7 protein-coding genes are annotated in these 15,234 nt (G+C 51.1%); 2 read left to right on the plus strand and 5 right to left on the minus strand.

Annotated elements, in window-relative coordinates; genetic code table 11:
• Positions 1-2: 2 nt before the first annotated feature.
• From AB1I67_RS00170 to AB1I67_RS00190, 5 genes are all read right to left on the minus strand, one after another.
• The gene (locus AB1I67_RS00170) at positions 3-731 is read right to left on the minus strand and encodes a CpsB/CapC family capsule biosynthesis tyrosine phosphatase (RefSeq protein WP_367027798.1); all 729 of its coding nucleotides are present in this window, start codon (positions 729-731) and stop codon (positions 3-5) included.
• 490 nt (positions 732-1,221) lie between these two features.
• Positions 1,222-2,613 (minus strand): polysaccharide deacetylase family protein, encoded by a 1,392-nt coding sequence (locus AB1I67_RS00175; RefSeq protein ID WP_367027799.1) that lies wholly within the window; start codon positions 2,611-2,613, stop codon positions 1,222-1,224.
• A 158-nt stretch (positions 2,614-2,771) separates the two neighbouring features.
• A complete protein-coding gene (locus AB1I67_RS00180; RefSeq protein ID WP_367027800.1) occupies positions 2,772-5,525 on the minus strand; it encodes a response regulator in 2,754 nt (917 codons plus the stop codon).
• A 147-nt stretch (positions 5,526-5,672) separates the two neighbouring features.
• Entirely contained in the window at positions 5,673-9,338 is a 3,666-nt protein-coding gene (gene rpoC / locus AB1I67_RS00185; RefSeq protein ID WP_367027801.1) for a DNA-directed RNA polymerase subunit beta', read from the minus strand.
• An 18-nt stretch (positions 9,339-9,356) separates the two neighbouring features.
• Positions 9,357-13,214 carry a DNA-directed RNA polymerase subunit beta gene (locus AB1I67_RS00190; protein WP_367027802.1) on the minus strand — a complete coding sequence of 1,286 codons (3,858 nt, stop codon included), beginning with the start codon at positions 13,212-13,214 and terminating at the stop codon, positions 9,357-9,359.
• Between the two features lie 205 nt (positions 13,215-13,419).
• Here AB1I67_RS00190 and AB1I67_RS00195 point away from each other — a divergent pair, with 205 nt between their 5' ends.
• Positions 13,420-13,884 (plus strand): hypothetical protein, encoded by a 465-nt coding sequence (locus tag AB1I67_RS00195; RefSeq protein ID WP_367027803.1) that lies wholly within the window; start codon positions 13,420-13,422, stop codon positions 13,882-13,884.
• 252 nt (positions 13,885-14,136) lie between these two features.
• Positions 14,137-14,994 (plus strand): hypothetical protein, encoded by an 858-nt coding sequence (locus AB1I67_RS00200; RefSeq protein ID WP_367027804.1) that lies wholly within the window; start codon positions 14,137-14,139, stop codon positions 14,992-14,994.
• The last annotated feature ends 240 nt before the right edge of the window (positions 14,995-15,234 follow it).

The following is a 15,234-nucleotide window of genomic DNA, read 5'->3' on the forward strand; positions in this document are numbered from 1 at the left end:
ATTCAACCAATCTTTTCATCCCGGATCAAGCGCATAGGATTTCCATGTGCGATCGCCTCTAAAACTTCCGGCGCCACATGCCTCTCCAGCCACCGCCATGCCCCGTCGATATCCGGCGGCCTGTGATCCAGACGGTGCATATCGGTTCCCAAAAACTGGATTCTTCCCTGACCTACCTGCTTCCGGCACCATCCGGTTTCCCGGTTGAACCGGCTGCCCTTCAGGCTCTCATAATTCATCTGAAAAAGGCATCCGCTCCCAGCCAGGTCCTCTAAATTCTCCCCCTGGCGAAGGCAAAGGTATCGTTCCATATGCGCGAGCACAGGCACATAGCCGGCCTGGAGCAGTCTGCGCACTCCCTGGAACAGCTTTGCATAAGAGACCATCGGATCGAACTCCACCAGCACATAGCGGCTGCCCGCCAGGCTCAGGGCCTGTCCTGATCTCAAACGCTCTGTGAGATCATCATGATAGTAGGTTTCCTGTCCCAGATAGACACAAAAATGGGGCAGGGTTTTTCGGATTTTTTCCTGCAGCAGCTCTGCAAGCTCCTGCAAACCATCCGTACCCTGTCTCCTGGAATAGTGTGGTGTAGCTATAACGGCCTGGACGCCCTGCTCTGCCGCGTGCTCAAGCATCCGGCAGGATTCTTCCAATGACCGGGAACCATCGTCAACTCCCGGCAGGATATGCGTGTGCATATCAATGATCGCTGCCGTTTTCTTTACCATGCTCATTTCCCCTGTCTGTCTTTGTTGCTTCCGATAATATTAATTACTGGAATGATATGTCGAAAAAACAGAAAATCCAATGCAAAAAAAGGAGTTTTCTGACCCCTTACAAAAGAGTGATTTTTCTGTTTTCTTATACCAAATTTTAAACATTTACTGGATTATGTTTACAGGAAAAACATTGACATCTTTTGAGATAAGTGATAACCTAAGGAACAGCAAGACAATTTTTTGCATAATTTCGGTTCATAATTAATATTATCAGAATTTTACCCCCCCCCCTAATTTCAAGTGCTTATACATTATAAAGCTGAAGTTTATACAAATCAGACAGCACTTTCAGCGCAAAAAGCCGCCCGGACACACCTTTGTGATGTGTCCGGGCGGCTGCCCTTTTCTATATAACTTTTTTATATGACTGAGAATACTTCTATTCTATTTCTTTTATGACAATAGCAAATTGTATTTCATTTCAAGATTTTCTCCAGTATTACTGTGAAATCGGCCTGAATCTCGAATATGTCTTTCCCGGAAGCATCCCGCCCCGGTAAGCGGACAGCTCGCTGACTGTTACAAGCTGGAACCCACGGTTGATCAGCTCCGGTATGATGGTCTGGCTGGCCTCTGCAGTCGCGTCATACAGGTCATGCATCAAGATAATGTCCCCGTCCTTCACATTCTCAAGCACCGTATTGATCGTGCTCTGGGCATCCCTGGTCTTCCAGTCCAGCGTATCGATCGACCAAAGGACTGCAGGCATGGAGATCGCTCCCACCACATTCATGCCAGCGTCGCTGCGCGCACCCCCACAGGGACGCATCAAAACCGGTGAAACGCCGCTGGCGTCGGATACTACCTGATTGGTACGGGCCAGCTGGCTGGCAAGCTCTTCCGGCGGCACCTTGGTCATCAGGGTATGGTCATAGGTGTGGTTCGCCACCTCACAGCCCTGCTCTACCATCTGTTTCACGATGCCCATATTGCGTTCTGCCTGCTTTCCGACCATAAAGAAGGTTGCCCTGGCTCCATATTCCTGCAGCCGGGCAAGGATCCGCGGCGTCGCACTGGCTGATGGACCATCATCATAGGTCAGCGCCACCATGGGTTTATTAGGATCGATATTGCCGGCGTAGGATGGCTGTCCCTCGCGCTTTTTCACTACAGAGACCCGGATCCCATCCACACGCAGGCCTGCGCCTGATACACCGGCTTCTTCCCCGTTCTGTGCCCAGGAAGTCCATGCCTGGTTCTGAAGTACACTGTACAGAATATCATAGTTCTCCCCCAGTTCTCCGGTCAGCTGCATGCTGACTGCTTCCAGGGGCATCTCACCATCAGACTTTCCTGCTTCTGCAGCGTCTTCCTTCCAGTCCAGCCAGCCGCTTCCGCTTAGATTCACCCGGTATGCGATCGTACCAGTCATGTCTTTGGGTTGGTTATGTATTGTGGCACGGAACGCAGTTACATAACTCCCCGCAGGCGCCATACAGTAGGAATCATCCGCAAAAAAATGGCTCCAGCCCACACCGTTCACACTGATACCATAAATCGCACCAATATCAGGGAGATTCCCCTCCCAGCTCTTGGGAGGCTCTGGCTCTGTCTCCGGTTCTGTCTGGACCGTCTGCCCGGTCTCCTCCGGATGTGCTGCATTTGCCTGGACCAGTACATCCTCCATGGATGCTTTTGCCGCAGCTCCCGCTGAAGAGTCCTTCTTTCTGCCAAGCTTTGCCGCCAGGATCCCTGCCGTTACACAGACTGCCAGAATAAAAAAGCAGATGGTGGCCCGCATAATGCGGACCTTCCGTCTCCTCTGCTCCATCCGGATACGGCGGCGTTCTCTCCTCTCCGACATCTCCTGTTCCTTCATTCCTTCTCCCATATGTAACCATTCCCCTTTTGTTTCTCTGCTTTGAGCTACTATAAATATTGTTCATCACTTGAACCGTCTACTATATATAGTATAACAGCCCATATCCCCTGTCAATAGCAATCACTGGAAAGGCGGCGGTTTGCGCAAAAAACACCGGGGTATCAAGCTTATCGGATCCAACGCTGTATCGCCTCTAAAAGCTTTGCAATATCAAGGGGTTTTGCAATGTGCTCATTCATACCTGCATGGTAGGCTTTTCCAAGATCCGATGCAAAGACATTGGCTGTCAGCGCAAGGATCGGTATCTTTTTGGCGTCCTCCCGTTCCATGTCCCGGATCGCCCTTGTTGCCTCATAACCATTCATGACCGGCATCTGTATATCCATCAAAATGCAGTCATAGGTTCCCTGTGCTGATGCCCGGAACTTCTCAACTGCATACATTCCGTTCTCTGCTTCATCGATCACGAAGCCCTGCATGGAAAGCAGTTCAACTGCGATCTCCCGGTTCAGATCATTATCTTCGACCAAAAGGATGCGCTTGCCTGTCATATCAGAATATACATTCGTTTCCCCAGTCGAAGCTGCTTCTATATGCATACTCTGGCGGAACTGGCGTAGCGTATGTACCATCTTCGATCTGAAAAGCGGCTTTGTGATAAAAGCATCCGCTCCTGCATGCTTGAATTCTTCTTCAATTTCAGAATAATCATATGCCGAAATAATGATGATCGGTACATCCATACCCAGCTTTTCCCGGATAACCTTCACGGTTTCCAGCCCATCCATATCCGGCATCTTCCAGTCCAGCACCACTGCAAAAAAGTCGTCTGCCCGCTCATGGGCTTCTACCAGAGACCTCACCGCATCAGCGCCGGACAGGACCCAGCAGCCCCGCATCTTGAGTTCGGTCAGCAGGCTGGCGGCACTTTCACATACGATGGGATCATCATCTACAACCAGCACAGAAAGTCCAGTCAGCTCTTCGTCGCTCAGCTCCTCTCCCTCACACAGCTCAAAGGAAACTGAAACAGTAAACTGGCTGCCCTCTCCCAGCCTGCTCTTCACGTCTATGGTGCCGTTCATCATGCGGACAATATTCTCCGTGATCGCCATGCCGAGTCCCGTCCCCTGTATCTTGCTGATCCGGGAATCTTCCGCTCTGGAAAATGGTTCAAAAATGTGAGGTATGTATTCCTCGGACATACCAATCCCGTTATCGGAGACAATAAACTCATATTGCCCCCGGGTTTTCATTGTGGACGGCAATTCTCTGACACGCAGGCTGATATTCCCGCCCGGACCGGTATATTTGACCGCGTTGGACAGGAGATTCACAAGCACCTGCTGCAGCCGGTCTTTGTCAGTCACAATATTCTCATGTCTCACATGGTCCGCCGACATCTGAAGCTCCTGACCTCTTTCCGCTGCCAGGGGACGGCACATATCCATCACATCCTGGAACAACGCAGGGAGCGATACCTCTTCAGATACCAGGTCAATCTTTCCACTCTCAATCTTGGACATATCCAGGACCTCATTGATCAGACTGAGCAGATGGCGGCTGGAGGTTGCGATCTTCCCAAGACATTCCTGAACCTTCTCAGGTGTGTTCAAATTCACCTGTGCGATCGCAGTCATTCCAATTATCGCATTCATTGGAGTCCTGATATCATGAGACATGGAAGATAAAAAGTTGGTCTTTGCATCACTGGATACACGAGCCACCTCATAGGCATCCTCCAGCATCCTGCGCTGGCGGACCTGTTCCTCCCTGTCCTTCGTCACGTCGATGCCAATGCTGTAGAAAGATGGAATGCCATCCCAGCTCTCCTCCGCACTGGCGTAATGAAAGGTCATGGTAACGATTTTCTTTCTGCCTGTCCGGGTCTGGATATGGGTCTCTATAACCGTATCTTCCCCAGTCTCTATCACTTTTTTTAAAGCAGGCAGAATATATTCAAGATCCTCCTGAGGGACATAGGTACACTGAGAATGCAGTTCCTGTTCAAACTGCTCCGCCGTATATTCGATCATATCCAGGAAACCTGCGCCGTACCAGAGGATCGTACTCAAATCCCTGGCATCCAGACGCGCAAATCCTCCCGGAATGGATTGGGTAAGCGCATTCCTCTCCCTGTCCTTCTTTGCCAGCTTATATTCCGTGCTGTACATATCATGAGACAGCTCAAGCCTTGCCCGGCGCCCATCCCAGTCTATGATCCGGTTTTTGATCATAAAGGTGCGGCCCAGATTGGAATTATCGAACTCCCACTCATAAAACGACTCCTCGCACAGCTTGCTGTTGGTACAAAATGAGCATGGCGAATCAAGGCCCTGGATCACTTCATAGCATTTCCGCCCAACCAAATTTTCTGCATGAGCTCCGAGCACATTACAGGAAGCCTGGTTTAAATACAGAAGCTCATAGGTATCCATATCAGAAACATAAACGTTTCCCTCATAAGAATCTAACATCCAGTGGAAATACTGCATTTTCTGCTGATGAAGCCGGGCCTGCTCCTCTTTTTCCGCGACCAGTGCGCTCACGTCGGCAAGATTCAGCATAAGCACGGTCTCCCCCGTCTCCTGACTCTCCATAAAACTCCCTAAAAGCCGCACCCAGGAAGCTCCGCCTGCCCGCAGCGGCAGCCTGACCGTCAGATCCACATCGGTCCTGCCATCTGCCCTCGCCTCAGAGATCCCGCAGCGGATCGCAGCAAAATCCTCCGGATAGTCCGCATAATATTGATAAAGGTCACAGAAGCTGCTTTGGTATTCCTCTCTGCTGCAGCCAATGCTGTCATAAAAGCACCGGTTCCCCCACAAAAAGGTCAGGTTCTCATCAGGAAGGCAGCAGATCACGCCTACCCTCAGCGCATCCAACGCCACGGGACATTCCATGGATACCTTTCGGCACACGTTTTCCTTCTCCTGCCCTTGACTCAAGCTCCTCATATTCCAACTGCCTCACTCTCTTAATCTCATCACCACAAAAGCGCCCATACAAATCTATATAACAAAACGAAAATCAAGGCTCCGGTGTTGTACTCCGGAGCCCTGGTTCAATTAATCTTCAATACCTTCTTCACTCTCATCGATGTCGAATACCTCCGGAGCTTCCTCCATCGCATCCTCTTCCTCCATCAACAGAAGCTCATCTTCATCTGCCAGCAGGATCTCATCCTCCATGGCGATCTCGGTATCCAGTTTTACGGAACGGTAACGCTTCATACCGGTACCTGCCGGTATCAGTTTACCAATGATAACATTCTCTTTCAGACCGATCAGATGATCCACCTTACCGTTGATAGCAGCCTCTGTCAGGACCTTGGTGGTCTCCTGGAAGGATGCCGCTGACAGGAAGGAGTCTGTCGCTAAGGATGCCTTGGTGATACCAAGCATAACCTGTTTGCCGTCCGCCGGCTCTTTGCCCTCTGCGATCAGTTTCTCGTTCATCTCATTGTAGTCCAGTACATCCATGGATACGCCCGGAAGCACATCGCTGTCGCCGCTCTCCTCGATCTTGATCTTCTTAAGCATCTGGCGCACGATCATCTCAACGTGCTTATCGTTGATCTCTACGCCCTGCAGACGATATACACGCTGAACCTCCTGGATCATATAGTCCTGCACTGCGCGGACGCCTTTGATCTTTAAGATATCATGCGGATTGACACTTCCCTCGGTCAGCTCATCGCCGGCCTCGATCACCTGCTCATCCTGTACCTTGATCCTGGAACCATATGGGATCAGATAAGTCTTGGAATTGCCGGTTTCCGTATCGGTCACCACGATCTCACGCTTCTTTTTGGTATCCTTAAGTGCAACCACGCCTCCAAACTCAGAGATGATCGCAAGACCCTTCGGCTTACGTGCCTCAAACAGCTCCTCGACACGGGGAAGACCCTGTGTGATATCGCCGCCTGCAACGCCGCCGGTATGGAAGGTACGCATCGTCAGCTGGGTACCCGGCTCACCGATAGACTGTGCCGCGATAATACCGACAGCCTCGCCCACCTGAACCGGCTGCCCGGTTGCCATGTTGGCGCCGTAGCACTTGGAACATACTCCGATATGGGACTTACAGGTCAGAACGGTACGGATCTTCACGGAATCACGTCCCTGCTTCTCAAGTACCTTCATGACCGCAGCCGCACGCTTCGGGGTACACATATGGTTTGCCTTGACAATCACTTCTCCCGTATCCGGGTCGGTGATAGTCTCCGCAATATAACGTCCTGTAATACGCTCCTGCAGGCCCTCGATGGTCTCTTTTCCATCGGTAAATGCCTTGATCTCCATAAACGGAATATCTCTGCCCTCACAGCAGTCCACCTCACGGACGATCAAATCCTGGGAAACGTCTACCAGACGGCGGGTCAGATAACCGGAGTCTGCGGTACGCAGCGCCGTATCGGACAGACCTTTACGAGCACCGTGCGCGGAGATAAAGTACTCCAGTACGTCCAGACCCTCACGGAAATTGGACTTGATCGGCAACTCGATGGTATGGCCGGTAGTATCCGCCATCAGGCCACGCATACCTGCAAGCTGCTTGATCTGCTTGTCAGAACCACGCGCACCAGAGTCCGCCATCATGTAAATGTTGTTGTATTTATCCAGTCCGGTCAGCAGATCATGGGTCAGCTGGTCATCCGTATTCTTCCAGGTCTCAATAACCTCTTTATAACGCTCTTCCTCCGTGATCAGACCACGGCGGTAGTTCTTGGCGATCCGGTCAACCGTCGCCTGTGCGTCAGCGATCAGCTTCGGTTTGGATTCCGGCACGGTCATATCGGAGATCGATACGGTCATGGCAGCTCTTGTGGAATACTTATAACCGATGGCCTTGATATCGTCTAAGGTCACTGCAGTCTGAGTCGCGCCATGCACATTGATGACCTTCTCCAGAATCTGTTTCAGCTGTTTCTTACCCACATGGAAGTCAACCTCCATCAAAAGCTCATTGCCTTCCACGCTTCTGTCCACAAATCCCAGATCCTGCGGAATGATCTCATTGAAAATGAAACGGCCTACAGTAGACTCTACAACGCCTGTCTTCACTGTACCGTCCGGCATATTCCTGCTCACCCTTGCCTTGATCCGGGAGTGCAAAGTCACTGCTCCGTTCTCATAAGCCAGGATTGCTTCATTGATACTTCTGAATACCTTCCCCTCACCCATTGCGCCCGGGCGCTCCTGGGTCAGATAGTAGATACCAAGCACCATATCCTGAGAAGGAACGGCTACCGGTCCACCATCGGAAGGCTTTAACAGGTTGTTCGGAGACAGCAGCAGGAAACGGCACTCTGCCTGAGCCTCCACGGAAAGGGGCAGATGCACTGCCATCTGGTCACCGTCGAAGTCCGCGTTAAATGCGGTACATACGAGCGGATGCAGCTTGATCGCTTTACCCTCTACCAGGATCGGCTCAAATGCCTGAATACCCAGTCTGTGCAGGGTAGGTGCACGGTTCAGCATAACAGGATGCTCTTTGATCACATCCTCCAGCACATCCCACACCTCCGGCTGAAGACGCTCTACCATCTTCTTTGCACTCTTGATATTGTGGGCGGTACCATTCTGTACCAGTTCTTTCATAACGAAAGGCTTGAACAGCTCGATCGCCATCTCCTTGGGCAGACCGCACTGATAGATCTTAAGCTCCGGTCCAACGACGATAACGGAACGTCCGGAATAGTCAACACGCTTACCAAGCAGGTTCTGACGGAAACGGCCCTGTTTACCTTTCAGCATATCAGAAAGGGACTTAAGAGCACGGTTGCCAGGACCGGTAACCGGTCTTCCGCGTCTGCCGTTGTCGATCAGCGCGTCCACAGCCTCCTGCAGCATACGCTTCTCGTTGCGGACAATGATATCCGGCGCGCCCAGCTCCAAAAGGCGGGCCAGACGGTTGTTTCTGTTGATGATCCTTCTATACAGATCATTCAGATCGGAAGTTGCAAAACGGCCGCCGTCCAACTGTACCATCGGACGGATATCCGGCGGGATCACCGGGATCACGGTCATGATCATCCACTCCGGCTTGTTGCCGGAATTGCGGAATGCTTCCACCACTTCCAGTCTCTTGATGATGCGGGCACGCTTCTGTCCGCTGGAATCCTTCAGCTCTTTTTTGAGCTGCTCAGACTCTTTCTCCAGATTGATCGACTGCAGAAGCTCTAATACTGCCTCAGCGCCCATTCCAACACGGAATGCGCCGTAGCCCCATTTCTCCACTTCCTCGCGGTATTCCTTCTCAGACAGGACCTGCTTGTACTGCAGGCTGGTCTGCCCCTGATCCAGAACAATGTAGGAGGCGAAGTACAGCACCTTCTCCAGGATCCTCGGAGAGATATCCAGGATCAGGCCCATCCGGCTCGGAATCCCCTTAAAGTACCAGATATGAGATACAGGAGCCGCCAGCTGGATATGTCCGATCCGTTCTCTCCGGACGCTTGCCTTGGTCACTTCAACACCGCACCGGTCACAGATAACGCCTTTGTATCTGATTTTCTTGTATTTACCACAATGACATTCCCAGTCCTTGCTCGGTCCGAAGATCCGCTCACAGAACAGGCCGTCGCGCTCCGGCTTTAAGGTCCTGTAGTTGATGGTCTCCGGTTTCTTTACTTCACCGTGGGACCACTCCAGGATCTTCTCCGGGGATGCCAGGCCAATCTTGATGGCATCAAATGTCAATGGCTGATAAGTTTCATTTGTCTCAGGCATGAGCGATACTCCCTTCTATTATTCTTCCTCAGAGGCTTCGGTATCCAGGTCGATAAAATCCACATCCTCATCGAAATCCTCGCTGCTGTCTTCTTCCACGTCAACCAGTTCTTCTCCCTGAAGCTCCTGCTGCTGATAGCCGAATTCCCCAAAGGATTCTTCCTGGTTAAAGCGGCGGTCTCCCTCAATGATGGAACGCAGGTCGGTCTCACCGTAATCGATGTTCTCGCCGATCTCCACCTCAGTATTATCATCACGCAGCACGCGCACATCCAGGCCTAAGGACTGCAGCTCTTTGAGCAGCACCTTGAAGGACTCCGGAATACCCGGCTCAGGGATATTCTCGCCCTTGATGATCGCCTCATAAGTTTTCACACGGCCCACCACGTCATCGGACTTGACTGTCAGGATCTCCTGCAGGGTGTAGGATGCGCCGTATGCTTCCAGCGCCCAAACCTCCATCTCACCAAAACGCTGTCCGCCGAACTGCGCCTTGCCGCCCAGCGGCTGCTGGGTAACCAGGGAGTATGGGCCTGTAGAACGGGCATGGATCTTATCGTCAACCAGGTGATGGAGCTTCAGATAATGCATGTGGCCAATGGTAACCGGGCTGTCAAAATACTCGCCGGTACGCCCATCGCGGAGCCTTACCTTACCGTCACGGCTTAAGGGCACGCCCTTCCACAGCTCGCGGTGATCCAAATGCTCCTCCAGATACTCTATCACGTCTGGTTTTAAAATGTCTTTGTATTTATCCACAAACTCCTCCCAGGAGAAGTTCACGTAATCATTGGCAACCTCCAGCGTATCCATGATGTCGATCTCATTGGCGCCGTCAAATACCGGAGTTGCAATGTTGAAGCCGAGGGCCTTTGCTGCCAGGCTTAAATGGATCTCCAGCACCTGTCCGATATTCATACGGGAAGGTACACCCAGCGGGTTCAAAACGATGTCGAGCGGACGTCCGTTCGGCAAAAACGGCATATCCTCCACCGGAAGCACGCGGGAAACAACACCCTTGTTACCATGACGGCCTGCCATCTTATCGCCTACGGAGATCTTACGCTTCTGAGCGATATAGATGCGGACAGTCTGGTTCACACCGGGAGCCAGCTCATCGCCGTTCTCTCTGGTAAACACCTTGGCATCCACAATGATGCCGTAAGCGCCGTGAGGCACTTTTAAGGAGGTGTCTCTCACCTCTCTCGCCTTCTCACCGAAGATAGCGCGCAGCAGGCGCTCCTCGGCAGTCAGCTCGGTCTCGCCCTTCGGGGTTACCTTGCCGACCAGGATATCTCCGGCACGCACTTCAGCGCCGATACGGATGATTCCTCTCTCATCCAGATCCTTTAAAGCATCGTCGCCGACGCCCGGAACATCGCGGGTGATCTCTTCCGGCCCCAGCTTGGTGTCACGGGCCTCTGCCTCGTACTCCTCAATATGGACCGAGGTATAGACATCCTCCTGCACCAGACGCTCAGAGAGCAGAACCGCATCCTCGTAGTTATAACCCTCCCAGGTCATAAAGCCGATGAGCGGGTTCTTGCCGAGGGCGATCTCACCGTTCTGGGTGGACGGACCGTCCGCGATCACCTCTCCTGCCTCTACATGGTCGTTCTTGTAAACAATAGGCTTCTGGTTGTAGCAGTTGGACTGGTTGCTTCTCTTAAACTTGGTCAGATGGTAAACATCCTTCGCGCCGTTGTCATCCCGCTTGATGATGATCTCATTGGACGCGGAACGCTCCACGACACCGGCATGCCTTGCTACCATGCAGACACCGGAGTCTACCGCCGCCTTCGCCTCGATACCGGTACCCACCACAGGTGCTTCGGTATTTAAAAGCGGAACGGCCTGACGCTGCATGTTGGAACCCATCAGCGCACGGTTCGCATCGTCGTTCTCCAGGAACGGGATCATGGAGGTCGCCACGGAGAATACCATCTTCGGGGATACGTCCATCAGATCGATCGCTTTTTTCTGGAACTCGGAAGTCTCCTCGCGGAAACGTCCGGATACGTTATTGTGAACGAAATGGCCTTCGTCGTCCAACGGCTCATTCGCCTGAGCGACGACGAAATTATCCTCCTCGTCAGCAGTCAGATAGACCACCTCGTCGGTTACGATCGGGTTCATCGGGTCCGTCTTGTCCACAATACGGTACGGCGCCTCGATAAATCCATACTGGTTCACCCTTGCATAGGTCGCCAGGGAGTTGATCAGACCGATGTTCGGTCCCTCAGGGGTCTCGATCGGGCACATACGTCCATAGTGGGTGTAATGTACGTCTCGGACCTCAAATCCGGCACGGTCTCTGGACAGACCGCCAGGCCCCAGCGCAGACAGACGTCTCTTGTGGGTCAGCTCCGCAAGGGGGTTGTTCTGGTCCATGAACTGGGACAGCTGGGAGCTTCCGAAGAACTCCTTCACCGCCGCGGTCACAGGTTTAATATTGATCAGGGACTGGGGCGTGATACCGTCCATATCCTGTGTTGTCATACGCTCTCTTACCACACGCTCCATACGGGACAGACCGATGCGGTACTGGTTCTGTAAAAGCTCGCCCACCGCACGGATCCGGCGGTTACCCAGATGGTCGATATCGTCTGCATTGCCGATCTCACCCTCCAAGTGCATGTTGTAATTGATGGAAGCGATGATGTCTTCCTTCGTGATGTGCTTCGGAACCAGCTCACTCACATTCCTGTGGATCTTATCCTTCAGCGCATCCTTATCGTCGCCAGCTTCTTCCAGAATAGTTTTGAGTACCGGGTAATATACTAACTCCGTAATCCCCGCTTCCTTCGGATCGAAATCCACATAGGAAGCCAGATCCACCATCATGTTGGACAGGACCTTGTAGTTGTGCTCCGGCCCCTGGATCATCACATACGGCACAGCTGCATCCTGCAGGGTGGTTGCCAGCTCTTTCGAGACAGTTGTCCCAGCCTCAGCCAGGACCTCACCCGTATTCGTATCTACTACATCCTCAGCAAGGACATGGCCCTTGATGCGGTTTTTGAAGTGAAGCTTCTTATTAAATTTATATCTGCCGACTTTGGCCAGGTCATAACGACGCGGGTCAAAGAACATGCTGTTCAACAGGCTTTCTGCACTATCAACGGATAAAGGCTCGCCCGGACGGATCTTTCTGTACAGCTCTAAAAGACCATCCTGGTAATTGTCGGAGGTGTCCTTGCCAATGCTCGCCAGAAGCTTTGGCTCCTCACCAAACAGGTCAATGATCTCAGCGTTAGTTCCATATCCCAGCGCACGCACCAGCACAGTCACCGGCACCTTACGGGTACGGTCCACGCGCACATAGAAGATATCGTTGGAGTCAGTCTCATACTCCAGCCACGCGCCGCGGTTCGGGATCACGGTACAGCTGTAAAGCTCTTTACCGATCTTATCATGGCTGATGCCATAATAGATGCCCGGGGAACGCACCAGCTGGCTGACGATGACACGCTCCGCTCCGTTGATCACGAAGGAACCTGTATCGGTCATAAGCGGAAGATCTCCCATGAAGATCTCATGCTCGTTGATCTCTTCTTTATCCTTATTGTAAAGCCTTACCTTTACCTTTAAAGGTGCTGCGTAAGTAGCGTCACGTTCTTTGCATTCTTCGATGGTATATTTGACTTCATCCTTACATAATGTAAAATCCACGAACTCCAGGCTTAAATGACCTGCAAAGTCAGAGATTGGGGAGATATCTTCAAATACTTCTTTCAATCCCTCATCGAGGAACCACTGATAGGAGTCTTTTTGAATCTCAATCAGGTTTGGCATCTCAAGAACTTCTTTCTGTCTCGAGTAGCTCATTCTAACGCTTTTCCCAGCTGATACCGGGCGCATTCTGCTTTTCTCCATTGACGTTTCACCCCTGTTTTCTAATCGATTTTCTGGCATTTTTAGGGCGCAAAAACCCCATGATGCCACAATAGTGCACACTCCATAATATCATAGCGCTGTCAAGGTGTCAAGTTTTTTTATCTTGCAATTTTGCACAAAAAATGCTATACTATTTGCGCAGGTTTGTCCTGTTACATAAAAGAACTTAATGGAGGTATTCCCCATGCAGACTTTTTTAAACGTATTGCTGGTGATTTTGGTTATTGTAGCGGCAGGGTTGGCGGTTCTCTATTTCCTGGGAAGAAAGCTTGAGAAGCGTCAGGTAGAGCAGCAGCAGCTCCTGGAAGCATCCAAGCAGACCGTTTCCATGCTGGTGATCGACAAGAAAAAGATGAAGATCAAGGAGGCCGGCCTGCCGAAGATCGTATATGAGCAGACCCCCAAGTACATGCGTTGGGCAAAGGTCCCCGTAGTAAAGGCGAAAGTCGGCCCCAAGGTGATGACCCTGATGGCAGATGAGCGCGTTTTCGCAGCTCTTCCGGTGAAGACCGAGGCAAAGGTTGTGGTCAGCGGCATCTATATCAGCGAGATCAAGAGTATCCGCGGCGGCGCAGTACCGCAGGCTCCGAAGAAAAAGGGGTTCTTTGCAAGATTTAAGAAGGACAAGAAAGAGAAAAAAGAGAAATAGAAAGTAAACTCTGTTCCCGATGCCATGCATGCGGACAGTAGACGGATTGCCGGACTTTGGATTTTAAAGGTCTGCAATCCGTCTTTTTATTGCCGGAAATTTATTGCGAGAAATTTTAGAAACCAATGGACATTGCAAAAAATATCTGCTAGTATAAAAGAACATTTCGAGTGAGATCCGGTTAATCCAATTTCTTGCAGGTTCTGCAAAACATTTCTCAATCGATCCATTCTATACTGAGGAGGTATCTTTATGACCAATGCAACCACACCAGCAACAAACCGGGAGGTAAAATCCAGCGCGTTTACTGCATTTTTCAGCGACCCGGCGAATGCGGCAAAGCTCTACGCCGCCCTGGATGACCAGAAGGCGGTTTCAGCGGAAGATATTATTTTCCAAACCTTAAACGGCGTGCTCTTCATGGCCCGCAAGAATGACATGGCGTTCACGGTAAATAACAAGGTACTGGTGATCAGCGAGCATCAGTCAACCCTTAATGCAAATATGCCGCTCCGGGATGCCATCTACTATGGGCGGACCATGGAAAAGCTGATCGAGCCAAGAGCGCTGTACCGGACCGGGCAGATCCCCATACCGACTCCGGAATTCTTTGTTTTCTATAACGGGACTGATAATTTCCCTGCTGAAAAAATCCTGAAACTTTCTGATGCATACCTTGAAAAAACAGACTCGCCTATGTTAGAATTAAAAGTAAGAATCATAAACATCAATCTGCCGGTGAATCACCCGATTTTGGAACGGTGCAGGCCGCTTTATGAGTATTCCTTCTTTATCCAGAAGATCAGGGATTACATAGACAGCGGAAAGAGCCGCGACGAGGCGATCATCCAGGCAATGAAGGACTGCGAACAGGAAGGGATCATGGCAGAATTCCTGAGAGAGCATGGAACGGAGGCGGTGAATATGCTGTTTACGGAATTTAATGTGGAGGACGCACTGGAAGTGCGGTTTGGAGAAGGCCAGGAGTCCATGCTGAAGCTGGTCAACGCCATGATAGCAGATGGACGTTCAGAGGAAATTGCACGGCTGCAGCAGGATCTGGAGTTTCGAAAAGAAATGTTTACCCTATATCATATAAATGACGTATGATACCTGGTGTACTTACGTAAATCAGGCGAATGGCCGGAGCTGCAATATTGCTCCGGTCGTTTTTCATATCAAAATTGTTCATTCGATGTAAAAATCGCCACCTGAACTGACACTTTATATCATAAAAATATCGCTAATTTCCGAAATTTCACTTGACTATATGGTTATATTACAGGTATGCTGGTGAAACACGTTTATAATATGAACGCAATGGATTTAAAATGCGTTTGATCGGAGGAA

The sequence above is a fragment of the Clostridium sp. AN503 genome, assembly GCF_040719375.1.
Lineage (GTDB): Bacteria > Bacillota > Clostridia > Lachnospirales > Lachnospiraceae > Brotaphodocola.